Raw genomic sequence first — 23,098 nt, 5'->3', positions numbered from 1 at the left:
CTCGGCTCAGCCGAAGAATCGCGGCAGTACCGCTTCGGACGTCGCGCGCAGTTCGGCCAGTGACACCGTGAACAGGCCTTGAAATTCCACCGCATCCGAGTCCTGGTCGACGACGCCGATGCGGACGGCGGGAAGTCCGCGCGCCTCGCACATGGAGCGAAACCGGCTCTCCTCGGTGCGCGGCACCGCCACGAGTATCCGTCCCGCCGACTCGGAGAACAATGTCACGAACGGATCGCTGCCCTCGGGAAGTACTATGCGGCAACCGGTTTCACCCGCCAGAGCCGATTCCACGATGGCCTGGGCCAAGCCGCCCTCGGACAGGTCATGGGCCGCGGTCACCAATCCGTCGCGTGACGCGGCGCTGAGCACCTCGGCCAGCAGCTTCTCTCGCTGCAGGTCGACCGTCGGCGGCAAACCACCGAGATGGTCGCCGGTCACCTGGGCCCAGATCGACCCGTCGAACTCGTCGCGGGTATCACCGAGCAGCAGCAGGGATTCGCCCGGGTCGGTGCCCAGGGCCGTCGGGATGCGCCGATCGACATCGTCGATCACGCCCAGCACCCCTACCACCGGGGTGGGCAGGATCGCGACCGAGCCGGTCTGGTTGTAGAAGCTGACGTTGCCGCCGGTCACTGGAATCCCCAGGGCCACACAGCCATCGGCGAGCCCCCGGACCGCCTGCGAGAACTGCCACATCACCCCGGGATCTTCGGGTGAGCCGAAGTTGAGGCAGTTGGTCACCGCGACCGGGACGGCCCCGGTGACCGCGACATTGCGGTAGGCCTCGGCCAGCGCCAGCTGGGCTCCGGTGTAGGGATCCAGCTTGGTGTAGCGCCCGGAGGCGTCGGTCGACAGCGCGATGCCGCGGCCGGTGGACTCGTCGATGCGCAGCACCCCACCGTCGGCGTGCTCGGCTAGCACGGTGTTGCCGCGCACATAGCGGTCGTACTGCTCGGTGATGAATGCCCGGCTGCACAGGTGCGGACTGCCCAGCAGCGCAAGCAAAGTCGCGCGCAGTTCGGCACCGGACGTGGGCCGGGGCAGGCCGGCCGAAGTGTCGGCGTTCAACGCGTCCTGGGATTCGGGGCGGGCCACCGGGCGTTCGTATACCGGCCCTTGATGCGCCACCGTGCGCGGCGGCACGTCGACGACGGTCTCGCCATGCCAGGTGATGCGCAACCGGTCGCCGTCGGTGACCTCACCGATGACCGTCGCCAGCACCTCCCACTTGCGGCACACCGCCAGGAAAGCCTCGACGTTCTCTGGAGCGACCACGGCGCACATCCGCTCCTGCGACTCGCTGGAGAGGATCTCGGCGGGCGTCATGTTGGCCGCCCGCAACGGCACGGTCTCCAGCTCGACGCGCATCCCGCCGTCGCCGGCAGATGCGAGTTCTGAAGTCGCACAAGATAATCCGGCACCGCCGAGGTCCTGAATGCCGATCACCAACCCGGCCGCGTACAGCTCCAGGCAGCACTCGATGAGCACTTTCTCGGTGAACGGGTCGCCGACCTGCACCGAGGGCAGTTTCTTTCTGTTCTTGTTGCCGGTGGTGCCGCCCTCGTCGCCGCCGAAGGTCTCCGACGCCAGCACGGACACGCCGCCGATCCCGTCCAGGCCGGTGCGCGCACCGAACAGGATGATCTTGTTGCCGGTTCCCGAGGCGAAAGCCAGGTGCAGGTCCTCCTTGCGCAGCACCCCGACGCACAACGCGTTCACCAACGGGTTGCCCGCATACGACGCGTCGAAGACGGTCTCGCCGCCGATGTTGGGCAGGCCCAGCGAGTTGCCGTAGCCGCCGATCCCGCGGACCACGCCGTCGAGCACGCGGCGGGTATCGGGCGCGTCGGCGGCGCCGAACCGCAGCTGATCCATCACGGCGACCGGACGGGCACCCATGGCCATGATGTCGCGCACGATGCCGCCCACACCGGTGGCCGCGCCCTGATACGGCTCCACGTAGGACGGGTGGTTGTGCGACTCGACCTTGAACGTGACGGCCCACCCGTCGCCGATGTCGACCACACCGGCGTTCTCACCGATGCCGGCCAGCATGCCCGCGCGCATTTCCTCGGTGGTGGTCTCCCCGAAGTAGCGCAGGTGGACCTTGGACGACTTATACGAGCAGTGCTCGCTCCACATCACCGAGTACATCGCCAGCTCGGTGTCGGTGGGACGGCGGCCCAGGATCTCGCGAATCCGCTGGTACTCGCCGTCTTTAAGACCCAACTCACCGAAGGGCTGCGGCTGGTCGGGGGTGGCGGCTGCATGTTCGACGGTGTCGACCACGTGAGTACGAGCGCCCGCTGGGGAGACAGTCACGCCCACAGTCTAAAGAGCTAGTCGCCGCGCAGCAGGCGGGCGCTTTCGGCGTCGGCCGGATAGAACAATTCAACGGCCAATTCGGCGAGTGTGACGTCGAGCGGAGTGCCGAACGTCGTCAGCGTGGTGAACATCGACAGCCGTTGACCGGCGCCGGCATCGAGCACCAGCGGAACGAGCAGCGACGCGCCGTCGGCTGGCGTGCCCCATGGTTTTGCGTTCGTCGCGACGCCGGGGTATCCGCGCACTTCGGCGCGCAGCGCCTGCAACGCCGGGTCGCCGGTCAAAGCGATCGTCCGCTGCAGCTGGTACAGCAGGTAGCCCGCCCACTCTCCGAAATTCAGCGTCCGCCCGGCTAGGCCGTCGGGATGCAGGCACAGCCGGTAGACGTTGCTCGGCGGGCCGAGTAGTTCCTCGGGCAGGCCGGCGGTCAACGCGGACGCGGCGGCATTGGCCCCCACGATGTTCCAGCACCGATCGATGACCACGCCGGGGTAGGGGTCGTGCGCATCGAGGAGCCGCTGGATCGCATCGCGAGCCGGGGACAGGGCGGCGTCGTCGAGTGGGCGCGACCGATAGCGCGGGGCGAACCCGGCGGCCAGCAGCAGCGCGTTGCGCTCCCGCAACGGAATGTCGAGACCCTCGGCCAGCGACAGCACCATCTCCGGGCTCGGACGCGAGCGCCCGGTCTCGATGAAGCTCAGATGTCGCGCCGACACACCCACGCTCAACGACAGGTCAAGCTGGCTGACCCGCCGCCGCGTGCGCCATTCGCGCAACAGAACACCGACCGGCGCGTTACTCACGCACTCACGGTAGCCACCACGCGTACCCGAGGCGATGACCTCACAGGTAATTGTGTTGGCGCACCGCGCCGGAACACGCTTGCTTGCAACGCGCTCACTCGGAGCGTCTACCCCCGGAGGGAATCATGACCGACATCGCATCCGCTGCGCCCAAGTTCAGCGCCGAAATGTTCGCGGCTTTTTGGGCCGCCCCCGACATGTCGCGCGGGATGGACATTTTGGCCGACGACATCGTCGGCTACTGGCCGGGCGACGCGGAGCCGGTCCGCGGGGTCGCGGCATACACGGCGAAGATCGCCGAAATACTCGATGCCGCACCGGATTTGCAGCTCCAAGTCGTCGACAGCGCGACGGTCGCCGGCTCCGCCGCAGGCGAAGAGCTGGTGTTCTTGCATTACATCGGCCGGGGCACCGGCCCGGACGGCCCGTTCCAGATCCGCGGTCTCGACCGGGTGCGCACTCGCGACGGCCTGGTCGTGGAGAACGTGATCCGTTACGACCCGCTGTTCGTGGGGCGGGGCTGAAGTCAGCCCGCGATCTCAGCGAGCGCCGACGCGGTGTCGAGGTCGGCATAGGCGAACGAATACCGTTGCGCCAGTGGGACCGAGACGTCGGTGCGTTGCCACTCCCCGGCGCTGGCGGTCACCAGCCACAGGGTCAGACCGTGCGCAACCGATGCCCGGTAGCGCAACCAGATCTCTGCGGCACTGGGCATTTCGTCGATCGGCAAAGCGAGCGCGTCCCGGTACTCCTGTAGGAGGGCGCGCTCGCTGCGCCGGCGGTCCTCGACGGTCAGCGCGCCCTGCAGGAAGTAGCCGAGATCCAGCGACCAGTTGCCGCGCCTGGCCACCTGCCAGTCCAGGAAGCCGACCTCTCCGCTGGGCAGCAGGTAGGTGTTGCCGATGTGGGGGTCGCCGTGCAGCAGGGTTTGCGGCGAGGTGGTCAGTGTTCTGATGTAGGGCTTCCAGATGGACTCGATCAGCTCGTCGATGGTCAACGACATGACCTCGGCGGGTGCGTCTGCGCCGAGACTTTCCAGTGCGACGGGTAACGGTGCCGCTTGCATGCCCTCCCACGTCACGAAGGGCTCGAGCCAGTCCAGCGCCGGCTCGCGGCGCAGCCGTTGTCCCCAGTACTTGGCGTGCATGCGGGCCAGGCCGCGCACGCCGGTGGCGACCTGCTCGACGGTCATCGGCCGGCTGCCGTCGCGGGGATCGGCGCCCCGGGCGCGCAGATCTTCCATCACCAGCACGAAGTCGTAGTCGGCCTCGTCGATCAGCGCGGTGTAGACGGCCGGATGCTCGAGCGGCAGATCCACCCCGCAGGTGAACAGCCGTGGCTCATGAAACATGCCGCTGGTCAACCGGATCAGTGCTTTGTGGGCAGGATCGGCGGCCTTGACGAAGACGGTCGCCGGACCCGCACCGCAGCGATAGGTGACGCCCAACCGGGCGCGTCGATTGGTGCCGTCGTCGCGGAGCTCAACGGAAACGGTGTCCACGTCCGCACCGGGGAAGTCCGCGGCCAGTGCCGCCGACATCCATTCGGGCGTGACTTCGTCCCAGGTTTTCGGCACCGACAACGACATGGCACTCACCGGCGAGTCCTTTCGTAGAAACGACACGTGTCGTTTCCTATGCTGTGTGAATGAAGGTAGCCCAAGCCGGCGCCGCGCCGCCACCGCCGACCGAGCGGGTAGGTCGACCGCGTGATGCCCGGCTGGATCACGCGATCCTCGACGCCACCCGTGAACTGCTCACCGCCGGCAGCTACGCCGAGCTGTCGATGGAAAGCGTCGCGGCACGCGCGGGCGTCGGGAAAAAGACCGTGTACCGGCGATGGCCATCGAAGGCGCCGATGGTCGCCGAAGCGGTCCTGGAGGCTTACGGCGGATCGGGGTCATTCCCGGTCGCCGAGACCGGCGACATCCGTGCCGACCTGCAAACCTGGCTGACCGAGCATGCCGAGTTCTTGGCCGAGCCGTCGAATGCCGCCTTGGTGCGGGCTCTGGTTGCCGCGGCTGCCGCGCGCCCGGGCGACGGCGAGGATCTCTACCGACAATTGAGCGCCCCGCAGCTCGCCGGGTTGACGACGCGCCTGCGCCAAGCCGTCGACGACGGAGAACTCCGCGCCGGCGCGGGCATCGACGCCGTCGCGCAAGCATTGGTCGGCACGCTGCTCTTCCACGCGCTCACCCGGCCGACCGCGGGCGCCGGATTCGGTGGGCTCGGTGGGCTCGTCGACGCGCTATTCGACGGCGTTTCGAATCACTGACCCGCTACGCAGAACGCGTTGCCTTCCGGGTCGGTCAGCACCACCCAGCGAAAGTTCTCGCTGAACTGGTGCCGGCCCACCTCGGTGGCTCCGGCGGCCGTCAGTCGCGACACCTCACCGTCGACGTCCTCGGCGGCGAAATCGAGATGCAGGCGATTCTTTCCGGGCGTGGGATCAGGCACGTTCTGAAATCCCAACCGCGGCCCCTCCGGCCGCATCACCGCGATGAATTCACCGGGGATCAATTCCTGTGTGGTGCCACCGAACTGGTCCGCCCACCAACCGGCCAGCTTCGCGGCATCGCCGCAGTCGAACGTGACCATCTCCACTTTGAGCGTCATACCGGTCGACTCTAAGCGTGACCGACCTGCTCGACTAGTGCGGCGAGAAAAACGCTTGCAGCGCAGCCGAATAGGCCGCCACGTCGTGCACGCCCATCAGCTCGCGGGCGGAGTGCATCGCGAGCTGAGCGGCGCCGACGTCGACGGTGGGAATACCGGTTTGCGCCGCGGCCAACGGACCGATCGTCGAACCGCACGGCAGGTCGGCGCGATGCTCGTAGCGTTGCAGCGCCACCCCGGCCTGCCGACAGGCCAGCGCGAACGCCGCCGCCGTGCGTCCGTCGGTGGCGTACCGCAGATTCGGATGCACCTTGAGCACCGGGCCGCCGTTGATCTCGATCAGGTGGCCGGGCTCGTGACGCTCCGGGTAGTTCGGGTGAGTGGCGTGCGCCATGTCGGCCGAGGCCAGCAGCGATACCGGCAGCCGACGCAGGAAGTCTTCCCGGCTACCGCCGGACGCCAGCACGATGCGTTCCAGCACCGTGCCCAGCAGGTTGGACTGTGCACCGTGGTCCGACGACGAACCGACCTCTTCGTGGTCGAACAGCACCAACACCGCCACGGCGTCCTGCGGCTCGGCACCCAACAACGCCTCCAAACCCGCATAACAACTGGCCTGGTTGTCCAGCCGGGGTGCGCTGAGCAGACTCGAGTCGGCGCCGAGCACCGTCGACGGCGTCAGGTCGTGCGTCATCAGGTCGGCGGCCAGCACGTCGGCCGGTGCGACCCCGGCGCGCTCGGCCACGTAGTCGACGAATGCACGTGCTTGGTCGCCTTGTGCGTTCGAGCCCCAGACCGCGTTGACGTGGCGCTGCGGGTCCAGGGTCACCGACTTGCGGTCCTCGGCCAGGTGTATGGCCAGCTGTGGTACCCGCAGGATCGGGTCGTCGATGCGGACCAGCCGGTGGTCCAGCCCGGAGCCGTCGCGCACCGACAACCGGCCGCTGATGCCCAGATCGCGGTCCAGCCAGGAGTTGAGCCACGCCCCGCCGTAGGGCTCCAGCGCCACCACCTGCCAGCCGGCGACGACGCGGTCGGGATGTTGCTTGACCCGCAGGTTCGGGCTGTCGGTGTGCGCACCGACGATCCGGAACGCACCGTCGGGTCCGGGTGTGTTCCAGGCGACCAGTGAACCGGCGCGGACGGTGAAGAAGCGCCCCGGCCCTGCGGGCCAGGGGTCGGCCTCGCGAAGTTCGGCGTAGCCGGCGGCGAGCAGCCGGTTCGCGGCCGTCGCGCAGGCATGGAACGGGGACGGAGAGGCGTCGATGAATTCGCAGAGGCCTGCGGCGCTGGCCGACATGTTCAACATCATGGCTGTTCGTTACCGCGCAGTTCACGCTAGGGTCGGCAGAGTGCCGACGGTTCAGCCCCAGCCCATCCTCGCTCCGTTGACGCCTGCCGCGATTTTTCTGGTGGTCACTATCGACGCCGGCGGCGAAGCGACGGTCCACGACGCGCTGCCCGACATCTCGGGGCTGGTGCGCGCCATCGGCTTTCGCGACCCGACCAAGCGCCTGTCGGTGATCACCTCGATCGGCTCGGATGCCTGGGACCGGTTGTTCGGCGGGCCTCCCCTGGCAAAAAAGCCCGCCGAACTGCATCCGTTCATCGAGTTGAGCGGACCGCGGCACACCGCGCCCGCCACCGCCGGCGACCTGTTGTTCCACATTCGCGCCGAGACGATGGACGTGTGTTTCGAACTGGCCGGCCGCATCCTCAAATCGATGGCGGGCACGGTCACCGTCGTCGACGAAGTGCACGGTTTCAAATTCTTCGATAACCGCGACCTGCTGGGCTTTGTCGATGGTACCGAAAACCCCGACGGCGCAATTGCTATCGGCGCGAGCACGATTGGCGATGAGGACCCCGACTTCGCCGGCTCCTGCTATGTCCACGTGCAGAAGTACCTACACGACATGACGGCATGGGAATCGCTGTCGGTGACCGAGCAGGAACGGGTGATCGGCCGGACCAAGCTGGAAGACATCGAACTCGACGACGAGGTGAAGCCGGCCAACTCGCATGTCGCGCTCAACGTCATCGAAGACGACGACGGAAACGAGCTGAAGATCATCCGGCACAACATGCCGTTCGGCGAACTCGGCGCCGGCGAGTTCGGCACCTACTACATCGGGTATTCGCGCACACCGGAAGTCACCGAACGGATGCTGCGCAACATGTTCATCGGTGACCCGCCCGGCAACACCGACCGCATACTGGACTTCTCCACCGCCGTCACCGGCGGGCTGTTCTTCTCCCCGACCGTCGACTTCCTCGAAGATCCACCACCCCTTCCCGCGCTGCTCGAGACCGAGCGACCGGAACCAGCCACGGCGAACGACGGCGCACTTTCGATCGGCAGTCTGAAAGGAACCACTCAATGAAGAACAACCTTTACCGAGAACTAGCGCCGATCACCGACGTCGCTTGGGCCGAAATCGAATTGGAAGCGACGCGGACGTTCAAACGCCACATCGCGGGACGCCGGGTGGTCGACGTGAGCGAGCCCGGCGGTCCGGTCACCGCGGCGGTGAGCACCGGACGCCTGCAGGACGTGCAGGCGCCCACCGAAGGCGTGGTCGCGCATCTGCGCGCCAGCAAACCGCTTGTCCGCCTGCGGGTTCCATTCACCCTGTCGCGCGACGAGATCGACGATGTCGAGCGCGGCTCGCAAGACTCCGACTGGGATCCGGTCAAAGCCGCCGCCAAGAAGCTGGCCTTCGTCGAGGACCGCGCCATCTTCGAGGGCTACCCTGCCGCGTCGATCGACGGGATCCGTAGCTGCAGCTCGAATCCCGCACTGATGCTGCCCGACGACCCGCGCGCGATTCCCGACATCATCACGCAGGCCTTGTCGGAGCTGCGACTGGCCGGCGTCGACGGCCCGTATTCGGTTTTGCTGTCTGCCGACATCTACACCAAGGTCAGCGAGACCACCGAGCACGGCTATCCGATCCTCGAGCACATCAACCGGCTGGTGAACGGCGACATCATCTGGGCGCCCGCCATCGACGGCGCGTTCGTGCTGACCACCCGTGGCGGTGACTTCGATCTGCAGCTGGGCACCGACGTCTCCATCGGCTACACCAACCACGACGCCGACTCCGTGCAGCTGTACCTGCAGGAAACCCTGACGTTCCTGTGCTACACCGCCGAGGCATCGGTCGCGCTGGGCACGTAGGAATCGTTTCACCGCAACGGCTTTCGCCGAATTCCCCGATCAGACGGGTGCCGGGCACTCAGAGATCGAGCACCAGCTCGCCGTCCGGAGCCGCGGAGCAGACCAGCACCGTTCCCGGTGGCGGCGGCTCCAGCGGAACTTGGACGTATTTCGCGGTACCGGCCACGACCCCCGTCTCGCACACATGGCATACACCGCTTCGGCAGGAGAAGCGGGTCGGTACGTCGCACGCCTCCGCGAAATCGAGGATGGTGCCGCAGTCTGGTGACCAGTTGGCGGTCAGTCCGCTGCGCGCGAAGGTAATTGACGGACCGGGTCCCGGCGGCCCGGCCGGCGGGTGTGGGGGCGTGCGCGGAGCATCGCCGACGACGCCGGGATTGATCGGCGGCAGCGCACCGAATAGCTCACTGTGGATACGCGTCGTGTCGAGACCCGCGAGAGTCAGAGCCTCACGCATGTCGGTCATGAATTGGGTTGGGCCGCAGAGATACGCCGCGGCGTCGGGCGGCAGTCCTAACGCAACGATGGCCGGCCGATCCAAACGGCCCCGCGCCTCGGTGTAGAACACCTGCTGGCGAGCGTGCGGCAACGACTCGATCAGGCTCGTGACTTCGGTTGCAAAAGCTTGAGTCTCGCGATTACGGCTGGTGTGCAGCCACCAGATATCGCGGGCACTGCGGGTCGCCGCGAGTGCGTGCAGCATCGCCAAGACCGGAGTGATGCCGATTCCCGCCGACATCAAGACCACCGGGCGGTCGTCGTCGGTGAGGTAGAAATCGCCGCGCGGCGCCGCGGCTTCGATGACCGATCCGGGTTCGATATGCGCATGCAACCATCGACTGGCCATGCCACACTCTTCACGCTTGACGCTGATGCGGTACTCGCCCGCGGCGGGATCGCCCGAGAGCGAATAGCTGCGCAGCGGTACCGGATCGCCGGCCCCGGGGATTCGCGCCGTGAGGTATTGCCCCGGCAGTGCCGGGGGCAGCGAGGCACCGTCGTCGGCCGCAAGGCGGATCGACAGCACCGCCGGACTCTCACGGCGTGTTGCAGTGACCCGCAACGGCCGAAACCCGTTCCACCCCGGCTCGACTCCGATGGCAGGAGCCGACTGCGCACCCGAGGTGAGCATGTCGTTGAAGGATTGCTGCCATCCCGGGCTCAGAGCCGGGACGTCGACGATCTTGCGAAGCGTATCGGCATCTTTGTTCGGCAGATACAACAGTGCGTCGACATCGGCGACGGAAAGCTCGTGGCGACCGCGGCGGGTCCGCACGATGTCGTCGCCGGCCTGGACGTGGCCTTCGCTGATCACGCGGAAATAGAACCCTGGACGATGTTGGGCGACAAGAAGGTTGGGCATCTCGGGCTCGTCAAGGCGCAATCCGATCCGGAAGCAGGTGACCCGCGGTTGGGTAACTTCGAATTCGGCGTCCCCGATGCGGTAGCGGTCGCCGATGCAAACGTCGAAGTCGGATAGACCGGTGATGGTGAAGTTTTCGCCGAAATGTCCCGGCACCAGATCGTCGCGCTCGAGGTAGTTCCGCCAGAATTCGTACGATTCGGTCTGGTAGACCATGACCGCGCGTTGCTCACCGCCGTGACCGCCGAGATCGCCCTGTCCGTCACCGTCGATGTTGAGGCGTCGCACCAGGACCGGGCCCTCGACCGGCGTCTTCCAGATCCCGGTATAGACGGTCTTGTCGCGCCACTGCACGTTTTTGGGCATGCCCACATTCACCGACACGAGCCTGCCCACTGTCGTCTCCTCCACGCGGTAACAGATTGGGACAATCGACCCAGAATATTCCGGTGCAACCGAGCGGTCAACTGGAGCGGGGACTATGCGAGCTGATGACTTTGATGCATACTGGGATGCGCATCCCAAAATCGCGGATAGCGCGTCGGACAAACCCACGTGCCGCAGGAGGAATCCCATGCCGGCTGTTCATCATCGTTACACAACCGTCGACGGCCATCGGCTGTTCTACCGCGAGGCCGGGGACCCGGGTAAGCCGGCGCTGGTTCTCTTGCACGGGTTTCCGACCAGCTCCCGCATGTTCCGGCACCTGATTCCGGCGCTGGCCGACCGCTACCACGTGATCGCCACCGACCACCTGGGCTTTGGGTTCTCCGACGCCCCGGCCGTCACCGAGTTCGACTACACCTTCGATGCGCTGACCGACCTAACCGCGGGCCTGCTGCGCAGCCTCGGGGTCGATCGGTACGCGATGTACGTGCAGGACTATGGCGCCCCGATCGGATGGCGGTTGGCGCTGCGTGACCCGTCCGCCGTTACGGCGATCATCAGCCAGAACGGCAATGGCTACGACGCCGGCTTCGTGGAGAGCTTCTGGAAGACCGTGTGGGCCTACCAGGCCAACCCGACCGCGCAGACCGAGGCTCCGATACGCCAATTTCTCACTTTGGACGCGACGCGCTGGCAATACGTCACCGGCGTGGCCGACGAGACGCTCGTCGACCCCGAGTGCTGGCATCACGACTTCGCGCTGCTATCACGGCCCGGCAATGACCTGGTGCAGCTAAAGCTGTTCCGCGACTACGCCACCAACTCCGCGATATATCCGCAAGTGCACGAGTACTTTCGCGCCGCCCGGGTTCCGCTGCTCGCGGTGTGGGGCCGTGGCGACGAGATCTTCGGGCCCGCCGGCGCCGAAGCCTTCACCGACGACCTGCCCGACGCGCAGATTCATCTGCTCGACGGCGGGCATTTCCTGCTGGAGTCCGCCCTCGACGAAGTCGTCGGGTTGATCCGCAACTTCCTCGAGGCTCGCGTGGCCGCCTGACCGGCGCCCGCCAGCGCCGCGGATAACAATGGGCTGGAGATCCCATAATCTGCGGCGTTCGCGAGTTAGCCTGACGCGATGGCCCATCCCGATGTTCAAGACGAACAACGGTTGACCGCCAAGGGGCGTGCCACCCGCGACAGGATTGTGCAGGCCGCCGCCCAGCTCATCGTCACCGAAGGGCTGTCGGCCTCCAACATGGAGAACGTGCGCAAGGCCGCCTCGGTCAGCGGCTCTCAGCTCGCCCACTATTTCGCCGACAAGGGCGCATTGATTCGCGCGGTCATCAGACGCCAGATCGGCGTCGTTCTGGACTTCCATCGCCAGCCCACGCTGGGCGACCTGGACTCGTTCGACGACTTCGAGCGGTGGATCGATCTGAACATGCGTTACCTGCGACGCATCGGTACCTCCGGTGGCACACCGACCTACCATGCGCTGACCGCCCAGCTGGCCAAGTCCGACGACGCGACCCGCGCCACCTTGGCGGAGGGTTACTGGCAGTGGGTGGACTTGATCGAGCCCGCCATCCAGCGGATGAAAGACACCAGAGTCCTGATCGCCGGCGCCAATCCACGAGAGCTGGCGCTCGCCATCATCTGCGCCCACCAGGGCGGCGGCACGTTGGCGTTCACCTATCGAGCGGCGTGGCCGCACGCCGATGCCACCCGATTCGCGGTCAACTACCTGCGAATGTTTGCCGCCGATCCCGACGAACGCACGCCCCGGCCCCCACGACGTCCCCGCGGACGACGCGCGAAGCCAAGGGCGGCAACGTGACTGAGGACAAGCCGCGGTTCACCCGCAAGGGACAGGCGACGCGGGCACGCATCGTCGAGGCCGCCGCCCGGCTGATGTTCCAGCGCGGCGTGGCCAACACCAGCATCGACGAGGTACGCAGCGCCGCCGGAGTGGGCGGGTCGCAGATGTCGCACTACTTCCGCGACAAACGCGACCTGACCCGTGAGGTCATCGCCGCGCGCCGCAATGACGTCATCGAGTTTCATACCCAACCGCGACTCGGCGAGCTGGACAGCATCGAGTCGCTGCAGGCCTGGGCCGACGCCTGTGTCGATGACATCGACACCGTGTATCGGCTGGGCGGATGCGTCTACGGGTCACTGGCCGGCGAACTGATCGAGGCCGACGACGAAGTTCGCGACGACCTTGCGCACGGCTACGACCAATGGCTTGACCTGTTACGCACCGGCATCGACGCGATGCGCCGGCGCGGTGATCTGCGCGCCGACGCCGACCCGCGGCATCTGGCCGTCTCGCTGGTCATCGCGCATCAAGGCGGCGCGATGATCACGCACGCCACCGGTGCGGCCGAACCGCTGCGGGTCGCCGTCAATGCCGCCGTCGACTACGTGCGTTCCTTCGAAGTCGATAGCCGAAAGAGCCCGTCGCGCAACCGCAAATCCTGAGCAACGCCTGATCCATTCAGCGCTGGGCGCGGGCTGAACGGGGGCTGGACAATTTTGGGCTGAGCGGCCCATAATAGTGGGTCATACGGCCCATTATCATCACGCGCGGCGATATCCGAAGTCTGACTGACGATTTGGAAGAGGCAGGACATGACCACCACAAGCAATGCGACCGCACTGCCGACCGCGCCGGCGGTGGTACGCGAGCAACCGGGCGGGGACACGATGCGGGCGATCATCCTGACCGGGTTCGGGGGTCTAGACCGCCTGGTCCACACCGAGATCCCCAAACCACTGCCGAAGGCCGGCGAGGTGGTCATCCGAGTCAAGGCGTTCGGTATCAATCACGCCGAAATACACATGCGCCGAGGCGAGTGGGCCGAAGCCGCCGAAGTCAGCGGCATCGAATGCGTCGGCATCGTCGACTCGTGCCCGGGCGGCGAGTTTCCGGTCGGCGCCAAGGTCGCCGCCCTGATGGGTGGCCTGGGCCGAACTATCAACGGAAGCTATGCGGAGTACACCCGGGTACGCGCGGCGAACGTCACCCTGATGGAATCCGACCTGCCGTGGTCGCAACTGGCGGCATTGCCGGAAACGTATGCGACGTCGTGGACTTGCCTGTTCCGCAATCTCAAGCTGACAGCCGGACAGACACTGGTGATCCGGGGCGCGACGTCGGCGTTGGGCCAGGCCGCCCTGAAGATGGCAGTCATCACCGGTGCCAACATCATTGCCACCGCGCGCGGCGAGAAGCGCTTTGCCATGCTGGAGCAACTCGGCGCCGCTCGTGTCGAGTTGGAACGGCCCGACCTTGCGGCTCACATCGCCGAGGCCAAGCACATCGACGCGGTGCTCGATCTGGTCGGCAACAGCACCATCCTCGATTCCCTGGACATGCTGCGCGTGGGCGGCACCGCCTGCCTCGCCGGATGGCTGGGCGGACTCGCGCCCATTGCTGACTTCAACCCGTTGGCCCGCATGGCCAGCGGCGTGAGCTTCTCCTTCTTCGCCAGTCCCGTCTTTGGAAATCCGGGATTCGAGGTGTCGAACATACCGCTGCGTGAGATCGCCCAAGAGATCGCCGACGGCAGGCTCGACGCGAAGCCGGCGCGAGTGTTCTCGTTCAGCGAGATTCGCGAGGCGCAGCGGGTGGCGGAGTCGGGAGAGGCCGGCGGAAAGATAGTCGTGGTGGTCGACTAGCCGCGGACTGGACATCGATCAGGTGCTGGGGAAAGCATTGGGCATGCCAGGACACCGTCTGTGCTAGTTTTCGACGTCAACGAGACGTTGATTGATATCGACGCCATCGCACCGCTTTTCGGGCAGCTGTTCGGCGACGACCGCGTGTTGCGCGAATGGTTCGGCCAACTAGTCACCTACTCCATGACAGTGACCTTTACCGAACAGTACGTGGACTTCTTCACCATTGGGCAGGGCGTTTTACGCATGCTGGCCAACAGCTACGGGGTCGATGTCACTGACGCCGACGTGGATCGCCTGCAGTCGCATATGCGCACGATGCCCGCCCACCCCGACGTCGAGGAAGGACTTGCCGCGTTGCGTAACAACGGCTTTCGACTGGCCACGCTTACCAATTCTCCACATCGTCCCGGTGCGCAAACGCCGCTGGAGCACGCCGGGCTGGCCGGCTTCTTCGAACAACAATTGAGCGTGGACGCCTGCCGGGCTTTCAAGCCATCTCCGTCGGTCTACCGATACGCCTGCGAGATGCTCGATGTGGCGCCGGGCGATTGCATGATGGTGGCCGCACACGTGTGGGACCTGCTCGGCGCGCACCGCGTCGGCTTCAGCACCGCTCTGATCACACGCCCAGGCAACCCGCCGCTGCCCATCGACGGCCTGCCACAACCGACTTTCGTGGCGAGCGACCTGCGCCAACTCGCCGAGCAGCTGTCCGCGCTGCCGCGCTGATCGCAGCGCCAGACCGCACCGCCGCAGACCAATCCGAAAGCGGGGAGATCTCCAACGATGCTATCCGACAACGAATTCGATGTAGTCGTGCTCGGTGCGGGACCGATCGGGCAGAACGTCGCAGAGCGCGCTCGGGCCGCAGGCCTGGATGTCGCGGTGGTGGAGCAAGCTTTATGCCGACGGCTACAGCGGCCGGGCGCGTATGGTGGTCGAGGAGGATCAGCACTATCTGCTCGGGGTGACTTTGGTCGGTCCGGGTGCCACCGAGATGTTGCACTCTGCCACGATCGCCGTCGCTGGTCAGGTTCCCATCGCCCGGCTGTGGCACGCGGTGCCATGTTTTCCGACGATCAGCGAGCTGTGGTTGAGACTCCTTGAGGCCTACCGGGATTCGGATGACCGATAGTAGCGACAGGAGCGAAGATGGCCACCGCCGATGGATTTCACCCCGACTTCGACGACGCCAAGCAGCAGGCGCCGCAGAGCCGGGTGCACCACATCAAGGCATCGGACATCAGCTCCGACACCGCACAGTCGGAAGGACTGCGCCGCTTTGCGGCCCTGTCCGGTAAGTCGGTCGGCGCGGAGAAGCTGTGGATGGGTGAGACACACGCATTACCGGCGACCGTCTCGTCCAACCATCACCACGGCGAGTCGGAAACCGCAATATATGTGCGAAGTGGCAACCCGGAGTTCGTCTTTCACGACGGCGTCGACGAGGTGCGCATCACCGCCGCCCCCGGCGACTACGTCTTCATCCCGCCGTATCTGCCGCACCGCGAAGAGAATCCCGACCCGAACACGATTGCGGAGGTCGTGATCGCGCGCAGCAGCCAGGAGGCCATCGTGGTCAACCTGCCCGCGTTGTATCCGCTCGAAAGCGGTCAGTAGACCGCGATTTCGACGAGGTTGCCGTCGGGATCCCGGCAGTAGTGCGAGGTCATCGATCCCAGCGCGCCGGTCTTGGTCACCGGCCCCGCGGTGATCTCGACGCCGCAGGCCTGCAGGTGCGCACGCACCTCGTCCGGACTGGAATCGGTGATGAAGCACAGGTCTTCGGAGCCCGCCGCTTCGACGGTCCCGGTCACCCAGTCCGGATCGTCGGCGAGCGCGCCCACCGGCCGCAGGTTGATCTTCTGATTTCCGAAGCACAGCGCTGTTCGGTTGGACGGTCCGAAGGTCTCGCGGTTCATGCCGAGAACTCGCTCGTACCACGCGGCGGTGGTCTCAATATCGGTGCAATTGACCACAATATGGTCGAACCGTTGCACCGCGAAACCCATTTTGAGACCTCCCGGCGTGGTGGCTGGCGCGAACTATCAACGAGACTACTGGCCGCATCACCCGATCAGGCGGGCCGGCGAATTCACCTCTCCCACCGCAAACTCGATCCGTCGCCGCACCGTCGGGGGCAATGACCACCAGTCCATTAATCCATTGCCCTTGACCGGGAACGCGCGGTGATGCTAAGCAGATGCTCAGCATGCCTTGCTGAGGGTTCAGGAGGAGTCGTGGCAACCGCGCAACTGGTCTTCGATCCGTTCTCAGAGGAGTTCTTCAACGACCCGTATCCGACCTATCGGCGCATGCGAGAAGAGGCCCCGGTCTACTACGACGAGACCCACGACTTCTATGCACTGACTCGCCACGAGGACGTCAGCGCCGCGTTCAAGGACTACGAAACGTATTCGTCGGCACGCGGGATCGATCTGGCCATGGTCAAGAACAACGACCTGCCGCAAGATTCCAAGTCGATGATCTTCATGGATCCCCCGGAACACCGGCGGATGCGCAGTCTCGTCAACAAGGTCTTCACCCCACGCGCGATCACCTCGCTGAAGGACAGCGTCACCGAACTAATCGAGTACCACCTGTCCCGAATCAATCCCAACCGATTCGACGTCGTCGCCGATTTCTCCGCGCTCTTTCCCGTCGAGGTGATCAGCACGGTCCTCGGTGTGCCGGCCGCGCATCGCCAGCAGATCCGCCATTGGGTCGATGCCTCGTTGCATCGCGAACCGGGACAGATCGAAATGGGCGACGCCAACTGGGAGGCGGTCACCCAGATTGGCGCGTTCTATTACAACCTGATTCAAGAACGCCGAAAAGCGCCGCAGGACGACATGATCAGCGGTCTGATCGCCGCCGAGGTGGAGCGCGAAGGCGGCGGCACCACACAGCTCACCGACCTCGAAATCACCGGGTTCGCCACGCTTCTGGGCGGCGCCGGCGCCGAGACGGTGACCAAGCTGGTCGGCAATGCGGTCGTGCAGTTCGCGCGCAACCCAGACCAGTGGCAGAAGCTGCTCGACGATCGCGGCAAGGTCCCGGCCGCGGTCGAAGAGGTATTGCGTTATGAGGCGCCGGCGCAGTACAACGTTCGCTGTTCGCTCAAAGACGTTGAGCTGCACGGTGTCACGATTCCGGCGGGCAAGCCGGTGTTCCTGTTGGGCGGCTCGGCCAACCGCGACCCCAACGCGTTCACCGACGCCGACAAATTCGACATCGACCGCGACCGCACCGAGGCGCAGAACCTCGGCTTCGGGTACGGCGTCCACAGTTGCCTGGGCGCCGCGCTGGCCCGCCTGGAAAGCGTGATCGCGCTGAACAAGCTGCTGGACCTGATGCCCCGGTACGAAGTGCTCTGGGATGAGTGCAAACGGGTGAGCATGCAGAATGTCGCCGGCTGGTCGAACGTTCCGGTGCGGGTGCTGCCCTGAACAATTCAGTCGTATTCCGTTGCAGGGCAGTTCACTTCGCGTGACCGGATCGTTATAAACTCAGCAAATTCTCACCAGTTTCTTTGCCGACACATCGCTCGACTCAAAGCATCCGTAAAGCCGCAGGCCTCACCATTGATGCATGACGACTGAGGCGTTGTCCGCCGACTTGATCGAACGCTACCTGCGCACGCGTGGCAGCCGCTATTTCCGCGGCCAGCACGACGGTGAATTCTTCTACGTCGCCAACACCCGCCCGCGGCGGCTGCATGTCCACCTCGGGATCTCTCGTTGGCACCGCGACGAGTTCACGATTCAAGTGACGCCCGGCTGCTTCTTCCCCGCAGCCGACTGCGACGAGCTGGCGCAGCTTGCCGACTCGTGGAACCGGCGCGGCCGCGACGTCGTCGTGACAGTCCACGGGTCCTCTGACCCACAGCGGGTCGGCGTACTCGCGCGCAGCTCCCGCAAGATTCGGGAGCCCCTCGAATTCGACGACTTCGCGACCTACATCGACCACACCATCGCCGCCGCGATCGAGTTCTTCGCCGATCTGGACTCGGTCGCCGAATGCCCCTCGCAGCCGTTGGTGCTAGACGCCGGCTGAGCGGTCCGGCCGGGGCTCACCGAACTCGGCGCGGATCGCGCCCCACGGGTCCGCATAGCCGGCGGGTGATTTCCGGTATGCACCACGGCGGTTGAGAAATTTGCGGGCGATCGGAGAGAGCAGCCGCAGCGGATAGCGCTGCCAGCCCGCCGCGGCGCGCATCTCCGCCACCATGTGCGGCCAGGGATGGCGCTGGAACCGCAACGCCTGTTGTGCGCGGGCGGTATCCATCCAGTCGGTCACGTACCAGTCCTCGTCGCTGTCGGGATCACCCGGGCGCCCCTCGGGCAGAACGTTGACCAGACCACGGGCGGCCGCCAGCGTTTTGCCGACGTCCGACTGCCGCAGTAGATGCGACTCGTCGCCCCCGATCAGCAGAATCTCACCGAGCACGTCCGCGGTCGACGCCGCCGATAACGCGACCGCGACATCGCGGACGTCGACGGTGTGAATGCGCCCGTCGGTCGGCAACGCGCTTTCCAGGAAGGGCGCGTCCAGGCTCAGCGGCATGGCACCGAGATCGACGCTCATCACTGCGGCCAGCCGCAGGATCACCCATGGCAGACCCGCGGCGCGGACCAGCTCCTCGGCCTCGACCTTGTGCGCACCGTAGAGGTCCGACGGTCGCACCGGGGTGTCCACCCGCAACCATTCGCGGTGCCGGCGCGGGTTGCGCGAGCCGTGCACGGCGTTGCTCGAGGCCTGAATGAAACGCACCGGATGCGGGCAGGCCTGGGCCGCGCGCAACAGCGCCGCGGTCGCGTCGACGTTCACCCGCCTGGCCAGTTTCGGATGGCGATAGATGCCGGGTGGAATCATCGCGGCCAGATGGATGATCACCGTCGGGGCCGTCTCGGCCACGAGGCGATCGACCTCGGCCGGGTCGGTGAGATCCGCCCAGCGCGCGGTGGCTCCATCGGGTAACGACCGCGCCGCCCTGCGCTGGGCGGACGTGCCGAGATCGGTCGCGACGACGCGGTGGCCGTCGGCAACCAGCTGGCGCACGGTCTGCGAGCCGACCAACCCGAAACCACCAGTAACCAGAACAACTTCGGTCATTTCCCCCCCGATGCGTGGAACCCACAGCAAACGGATATGACATTCTCCCAAACAGAGAGTAGCCTATGTCACACGCGGTGTGCCCTGGGGGAACGGCCTCGCGCTGGCAACTACGGCAGGAACACAACCGCGGGGGAATCGCGATGGGCAACGCTGAAGAAGACAGCCTGGAAACCGCCAAATGGGATCCGGCGTTCACCGAACAGGTGCGCAACACCGTCGGCCCGGTGGTCAACCGCTGGTTTCGGGCCGAAGTGCGAAACCTGGACAACGTTCCGCCGACCGGTGGGGCGTTGGTGGTGTCCAACCACTCCGGCGGCATCTTCACGCCCGACGTGCTGATCTTCTCGTCAGCCTTCTACGACAAATTCGGTTACGACCGGCCGGTGTACACCCTGGCCCACTACGGGGTATTCCTGGGACCGCTGGACGGCTGGCTACGCCGGGTGGGCGTTATCGAAGCCAGTCGCGAAAACGCTGCCACCGCACTGCATTCGGGCGCGGTCGTGCTGGTCTTCCCGGGCGGAGACTACGACTCCTACCGGCCCACGCTCAGCGCGAACACCATCGACTTCAACGGGCGCACCGGATATGTGCGAACCGCTATCGAAGCCGAAGTGCCGATCGTGCCCACCGTCTCGATCGGCGCCCAAGAGACCCAGCTGTTCCTGACCCGCGGCAACTGGCTGGCCCGCAAGTTGGGAATCACCAAGGCCCGCATGGACATTCTGCCGGTCAGCTTCGGCTTCCCGTTCGGGCTGAGCGTCATCTTCCCGCCGAACCTGCCGTTGCCGTCCAAGATCGTCACCGACGTGCTCCAGCCGATCGACATCATCGCCGAGTTCGGTAACGACCCCGACATCGACGAGGTCGACGCCCACGTGCGTTCGGTGATGGAAGCCGCGCTCAAGCGGCTGGCCGCCCAGCGCCGCTTCCCCATCCTGGGCTAGCCGGCTAATGCTTCAGGTGGCCGCGATCCACAACGACCTGGCCCGAATTCTGCAGCGCCCGAGCCATTTCCACCAACTCGTCGGAGGTACCGGCCGCATACCGGACGGCGGTGGAAACGGGAGCGCACACATCGACGGTGACGATGTCCGCACCTTCGTTGGCAAGCCGAAGGGCATGCGCACGTCCCTGCCCGCGGGCCGCTCCCCTTACGAGCGCGACCCGGCCCTGATCGGCACGAATCGGCGGGCGCCGACCCATGGCTAACCCGGAAGCACTACGGCATAGTTGCTTTCAGGTCGCGTCTACACGGCGAGGTGACGTGTGAAAAGACTCAACGGCATGGACGCCATGCTGCTCTACAGCGAGACGCCGAACCTGCACACGCACACGCTGAAAGTGGCGATACTCGACCCCGCCGACCACGACGGTGAATTCGACTTCGAGGCCTTCCGGCTGCACGTGCGCCGTCGGCTGCACCTGTTGGAACCGTTGCGCTACAAGCTCGTCGACATCCCCGGGCAACTTCATCACCCGATGTGGCAGGAGAACTGCGACGTCGACCTGGACTACCACTTGCGCCGGGTGCAGGTGCCCGCCCCGGGCGGCCGGTGCGAACTGGACGAGGTCATCGGGCGGGTGGCGTCCACGCCACTGGACCGCAGCCGCCCGCTATGGGAGTTCCATTTCGCCGAAGGGCTTGCCGACGGCCGATTCGCGTTGATCGGAAAGGTGCACCACGCGTTGGCCGACGGCGTCGCCTCGGTCAATCTGCTGGCGCGTGCGATGGATCTCAAGGGCGCGGTGACCGACGAGCGCGACAACGACGAGGCGGGCATCACCCCGACGAAGGGTGATCTGCTGCGGGCGGCCGCGAGAGACCACGTCCGGCAGATCGCGGAGCTGCCCGGACTGGTCAAGGACGCCGCGGTGGGCATGGGCCGGGTGCGGCGCCGGTCCAAAGAGCGCGGGGATCACCCGGATCTGGCCGATGCCTTCGCCGCACCGCCGACCTTCCTCAACCACGTGGTGTCCCCGCAGCGGCGTTTCGCCAGCGCGACGCTGCCACTGGCCGAGGTCAAAGCGACCGCCAAGGCATTGGGCAGCACCGTCAACGACGTGGTGCTGACCATAGCCACCGGCGGATTGCGCACGTTGCTGTTGAGCTACGACGGCGAAGCGCAGCGCCCGATCATCGCCTCGGTGCCCACCGCCACCGACAAGTCGGACCGCATCACCGGTAACGAGATCAGCGGTCTGATGATTTCGCTGCCGGTCCACGTCGCCGATCCCGCCGAGCGGGCGCGGCTGGTCTCGCTGGCGACGCGGATCGCGAAGGAAGACCACGAAATCATGGGCCCGGAGCTCTACGGCCGGATGATGGCCTATCTACCGACGGCGTTCGCCCCGGCCGCATTCCGGTGGCTCGGCCGGCACGACGTGCCGAACAAGCTGATGAACGTGGCGGTCTCCAGCGTGGTGGGGCCGCGTGAGCGCGGGCATTTCGGTGGCGCCGCGGTCACCGAGATCTACTCCACCGGAGTGCTCTCGCCGGGCGCACCGGTCAATATCACCGTGTGGAGCTACGTCGACGGGCTCGGGATCGCGGTACTCACCGACGACCAGACATTCAAAGACCCGCATGAAGCGACCGACGCAATGGTCAAGTCGTTCGCGGAATTACGCAGTGCCGCAGGAGTTCCCGCGCAGCAGACGTCAGGCGGCGAGCACGGCGTCGAGCGCTGAATAGAACAAGCCGAGACCGTCGTCGGAGGGGCCGGTCAACGCTTCGATGGCATGTTCGGGGTGTGGCATCAGCCCGACGACGCGGCCGTTCGCCGAGCTGATGCCGGCGATGCCACGCATCGAACCGTTGATGTCGTCGTGGTACCGAAACACCACGCGACCCTCGCCCTCGAGCTCGTCGAGCACGTTCTCCGGCGCCACGTAGCGGCCTTCGCCCGATTTCAGCGGGACCAGCAGGTCGGCGTCGGGCTCGTAGCGCGACGTCCACGCCGTCGAGTTGGATGCCACCCGAAGCCACACGTCGCGGCAGACGAAATGCAGACCGGCGTTGCGGGTCAGCACCCCGGGCAGCAGCCGGGTCTCACACAGCACCTGAAAACCGTTGCAAATCCCCAATACCGGCATACCGCGACCCGCCGCGTAGACCACTTCGGACATCACCGGGGCGAAGCGGGCGATTGCGCCGGCCCGCAGATAGTCGCCGTAAGAGAATCCACCCGGCACCACGACCGCATCGACCGACTTGAGGTCGGCGTCGGCGTGCCACAGGCTCACCGCCTCCGCGCCGACACGGCGGACCGCGCGGGCGGCGTCCACATCGTCCAGAGTGCCGGGAAAGGTGATGACGCCGATCCGCGCCGTCACAGCACTTCCCGGCTGATCGTCCAGTCCTCGATCACGGTGTTGGCCAACAGTGATTCCGCGATCTCGGCGAGCACCGAATCGTCGACGGTATCGTCGACCTCGAGCTCAAACCTCTTGCCCTGACGGACATCTGAGATCCCGGGATGTCCGAGTCGGCCCAGCGCGCCGACAATCGCCTGACCCTGCGGGTCGAGAATCTCCGCTTTGGGCATCACATGAACGATCACCCGCGCCACCGGCGTTCCTCCTGACGAGTCGCTGTCGGCGCCAACTCTACCGG

General features: G+C 66.0%; 25 protein-coding genes and 1 pseudogene. 16 read left to right on the top strand and 10 right to left on the bottom strand.

The annotated features are described in order from the left end of the window. Positions 1 to 6: 6 nt before the first annotated feature. Entirely contained in the window at positions 7 to 2,292 is a 2,286-nt protein-coding gene (gene purL / locus SKC41_RS10925; RefSeq protein ID WP_330978835.1) for a phosphoribosylformylglycinamidine synthase subunit PurL, read from the bottom strand. Positions 2,293 to 2,342: 50 nt separating this feature from the next. After that, positions 2,343 to 3,131, bottom strand: coding sequence for a helix-turn-helix domain-containing protein (locus SKC41_RS10920; protein ID WP_330977647.1), 789 nt, complete (start codon positions 3,129 to 3,131; stop codon positions 2,343 to 2,345). A gap of 125 nt (positions 3,132 to 3,256) precedes the next feature. Between SKC41_RS10920 and SKC41_RS10915 the strand changes: the two genes are divergently transcribed. After that, positions 3,257 to 3,655: a nuclear transport factor 2 family protein gene (locus SKC41_RS10915; protein ID WP_330977646.1), complete on the top strand. Its 399-nt coding sequence runs from the start codon at positions 3,257 to 3,259 to the stop codon at positions 3,653 to 3,655. Between the two features lie 2 nt (positions 3,656 to 3,657). On the opposite strand, the gene SKC41_RS10910 is transcribed toward SKC41_RS10915, so the two are convergent. Further along, the gene (locus SKC41_RS10910; protein ID WP_330978834.1) at positions 3,658 to 4,728 is read right to left on the bottom strand and encodes a phosphotransferase; all 1,071 of its coding nucleotides are present in this window, start codon (positions 4,726 to 4,728) and stop codon (positions 3,658 to 3,660) included. A gap of 50 nt (positions 4,729 to 4,778) precedes the next feature. On the opposite strand from SKC41_RS10910, the gene SKC41_RS10905 reads away from it, so the two are divergent. After that, the gene (locus tag SKC41_RS10905; RefSeq protein WP_330977645.1) at positions 4,779 to 5,405 is read left to right on the top strand and encodes a TetR/AcrR family transcriptional regulator; all 627 of its coding nucleotides are present in this window, start codon (positions 4,779 to 4,781) and stop codon (positions 5,403 to 5,405) included. Here the strand turns inward: SKC41_RS10905 and SKC41_RS10900 are convergent. Both SKC41_RS10900 and SKC41_RS10895 read right to left on the bottom strand, forming a co-directional pair. Then, complete coding sequence (locus tag SKC41_RS10900; protein WP_330977644.1) at positions 5,399 to 5,746, bottom strand: VOC family protein; 348 nt, start codon at positions 5,744 to 5,746, stop codon at positions 5,399 to 5,401. The two genes, SKC41_RS10905 and SKC41_RS10900, sit on opposite strands and share 7 nt — an antisense overlap. A 34-nt stretch (positions 5,747 to 5,780) precedes the next feature. Beyond that, on the bottom strand, positions 5,781 to 7,046 hold the full coding sequence (locus tag SKC41_RS10895) for a M18 family aminopeptidase (protein ID WP_330977643.1): 1,266 nt from the start codon (positions 7,044 to 7,046) through the stop codon (positions 5,781 to 5,783). Between the two features lie 52 nt (positions 7,047 to 7,098). Here SKC41_RS10895 and SKC41_RS10890 point away from each other — a divergent pair, with 52 nt between their 5' ends. Together SKC41_RS10890 and SKC41_RS10885 are read left to right on the top strand one after the other, a co-directional pair. Continuing rightward, the gene (locus SKC41_RS10890; protein WP_330977642.1) at positions 7,099 to 8,130 is read left to right on the top strand and encodes a Dyp-type peroxidase; all 1,032 of its coding nucleotides are present in this window, start codon (positions 7,099 to 7,101) and stop codon (positions 8,128 to 8,130) included. Beyond that, positions 8,127 to 8,927, top strand: a complete 801-nt coding sequence (locus tag SKC41_RS10885; RefSeq protein ID WP_330977641.1) for a family 1 encapsulin nanocompartment shell protein — start codon at positions 8,127 to 8,129, stop codon at positions 8,925 to 8,927. Before SKC41_RS10890 ends, SKC41_RS10885 begins: the two co-directional genes overlap by 4 nt. Before the next feature lie 58 nt (positions 8,928 to 8,985). Here SKC41_RS10885 and SKC41_RS10880 read toward each other — a convergent pair whose 3' ends face one another. Then, positions 8,986 to 10,686, bottom strand: coding sequence for an MOSC domain-containing protein (locus tag SKC41_RS10880; protein ID WP_330977640.1), 1,701 nt, complete (start codon positions 10,684 to 10,686; stop codon positions 8,986 to 8,988). Positions 10,687 to 10,864: 178 nt separating this feature from the next. Here SKC41_RS10880 and SKC41_RS10875 point away from each other — a divergent pair, with 178 nt between their 5' ends. From SKC41_RS10875 to SKC41_RS10845, 7 genes and pseudogenes are all read left to right on the top strand, one after another. Further along, positions 10,865 to 11,734 (top strand): alpha/beta fold hydrolase, encoded by an 870-nt coding sequence (locus SKC41_RS10875; protein ID WP_330977639.1) that lies wholly within the window; start codon positions 10,865 to 10,867, stop codon positions 11,732 to 11,734. A 78-nt stretch (positions 11,735 to 11,812) separates the two neighbouring features. Beyond that, positions 11,813 to 12,514: a TetR/AcrR family transcriptional regulator gene (locus SKC41_RS10870; protein WP_330977638.1), complete on the top strand. Its 702-nt coding sequence runs from the start codon at positions 11,813 to 11,815 to the stop codon at positions 12,512 to 12,514. Then, a complete protein-coding gene (locus SKC41_RS10865; protein WP_330977637.1) occupies positions 12,511 to 13,161 on the top strand; it encodes a TetR/AcrR family transcriptional regulator in 651 nt (216 codons plus the stop codon). The genes SKC41_RS10870 and SKC41_RS10865 overlap by 4 nt, the downstream gene beginning before the upstream one ends. 150 nt (positions 13,162 to 13,311) lie before the next feature. Continuing rightward, on the top strand, positions 13,312 to 14,361 hold the full coding sequence (locus SKC41_RS10860; protein ID WP_330977636.1) for a zinc-binding dehydrogenase: 1,050 nt from the start codon (positions 13,312 to 13,314) through the stop codon (positions 14,359 to 14,361). 60 nt (positions 14,362 to 14,421) lie between these two features. Continuing rightward, the gene (locus SKC41_RS10855; protein ID WP_330977635.1) at positions 14,422 to 15,093 is read left to right on the top strand and encodes a haloacid dehalogenase type II; all 672 of its coding nucleotides are present in this window, start codon (positions 14,422 to 14,424) and stop codon (positions 15,091 to 15,093) included. 163 nt (positions 15,094 to 15,256) lie between these two features. Next, positions 15,257 to 15,499, top strand: a pseudogene (locus SKC41_RS10850) (pyridine nucleotide-disulfide oxidoreductase); the annotation flags it as partial. Positions 15,500 to 15,516: 17 nt separating this feature from the next. Further along, the gene (locus SKC41_RS10845) at positions 15,517 to 15,984 is read left to right on the top strand and encodes a cupin domain-containing protein (protein ID WP_330977634.1); all 468 of its coding nucleotides are present in this window, start codon (positions 15,517 to 15,519) and stop codon (positions 15,982 to 15,984) included. On the opposite strand, the gene SKC41_RS10840 is transcribed toward SKC41_RS10845, so the two are convergent. Then, positions 15,978 to 16,376, bottom strand: coding sequence for a VOC family protein (locus tag SKC41_RS10840; protein WP_330977633.1), 399 nt, complete (start codon positions 16,374 to 16,376; stop codon positions 15,978 to 15,980). The two genes, SKC41_RS10845 and SKC41_RS10840, sit on opposite strands and share 7 nt — an antisense overlap. 228 nt (positions 16,377 to 16,604) lie before the next feature. On the opposite strand from SKC41_RS10840, the gene SKC41_RS10835 reads away from it, so the two are divergent. Continuing rightward, on the top strand, positions 16,605 to 17,813 hold the full coding sequence (locus SKC41_RS10835; protein WP_330977632.1) for a cytochrome P450: 1,209 nt from the start codon (positions 16,605 to 16,607) through the stop codon (positions 17,811 to 17,813). Between the two features lie 142 nt (positions 17,814 to 17,955). After that, on the top strand, positions 17,956 to 18,420 hold the full coding sequence (locus SKC41_RS10830) for a hypothetical protein (protein ID WP_330977631.1): 465 nt from the start codon (positions 17,956 to 17,958) through the stop codon (positions 18,418 to 18,420). Here SKC41_RS10830 and SKC41_RS10825 read toward each other — a convergent pair. Next, on the bottom strand, positions 18,406 to 19,479 hold the full coding sequence (locus tag SKC41_RS10825) for an NAD-dependent epimerase/dehydratase family protein (protein ID WP_330977630.1): 1,074 nt from the start codon (positions 19,477 to 19,479) through the stop codon (positions 18,406 to 18,408). The two genes, SKC41_RS10830 and SKC41_RS10825, sit on opposite strands and share 15 nt — an antisense overlap. Before the next feature lie 143 nt (positions 19,480 to 19,622). On the opposite strand from SKC41_RS10825, the gene SKC41_RS10820 reads away from it, so the two are divergent. Genes SKC41_RS10820 through SKC41_RS10810 form a run of 3 tightly spaced genes read left to right on the top strand, consistent with a single transcriptional unit; the run spans position 19,623 to position 22,173 of the window. Then, positions 19,623 to 20,429 (top strand): lysophospholipid acyltransferase family protein, encoded by an 807-nt coding sequence (locus tag SKC41_RS10820; RefSeq protein ID WP_330977629.1) that lies wholly within the window; start codon positions 19,623 to 19,625, stop codon positions 20,427 to 20,429. A gap of 16 nt (positions 20,430 to 20,445) precedes the next feature. Further along, positions 20,446 to 20,694: a hypothetical protein gene (locus SKC41_RS10815; protein WP_330977628.1), complete on the top strand. Its 249-nt coding sequence runs from the start codon at positions 20,446 to 20,448 to the stop codon at positions 20,692 to 20,694. 57 nt (positions 20,695 to 20,751) lie between these two features. Continuing rightward, positions 20,752 to 22,173: a WS/DGAT/MGAT family O-acyltransferase gene (locus tag SKC41_RS10810; protein ID WP_330977627.1), complete on the top strand. Its 1,422-nt coding sequence runs from the start codon at positions 20,752 to 20,754 to the stop codon at positions 22,171 to 22,173. Here SKC41_RS10810 and purQ read toward each other — a convergent pair. Next, on the bottom strand, positions 22,144 to 22,818 hold the full coding sequence (purQ, locus tag SKC41_RS10805; protein ID WP_330977626.1) for a phosphoribosylformylglycinamidine synthase subunit PurQ: 675 nt from the start codon (positions 22,816 to 22,818) through the stop codon (positions 22,144 to 22,146). The two genes, SKC41_RS10810 and purQ, sit on opposite strands and share 30 nt — an antisense overlap. Then, positions 22,815 to 23,054 (bottom strand): phosphoribosylformylglycinamidine synthase subunit PurS, encoded by a 240-nt coding sequence (gene purS / locus SKC41_RS10800; protein ID WP_330977625.1) that lies wholly within the window; start codon positions 23,052 to 23,054, stop codon positions 22,815 to 22,817. Before purS ends, purQ begins: the two co-directional genes overlap by 4 nt. Positions 23,055 to 23,098: the final 44 nt, after the last annotated feature.

Origin of the sequence: Mycobacterium sp. 050128 (assembly GCF_036409155.1) — a bacterium.
In the GTDB taxonomy this organism is placed as follows: domain Bacteria; phylum Actinomycetota; class Actinomycetes; order Mycobacteriales; family Mycobacteriaceae; genus Mycobacterium.
This window is presented reverse-complemented; position numbering and strand designations above follow the sequence as displayed.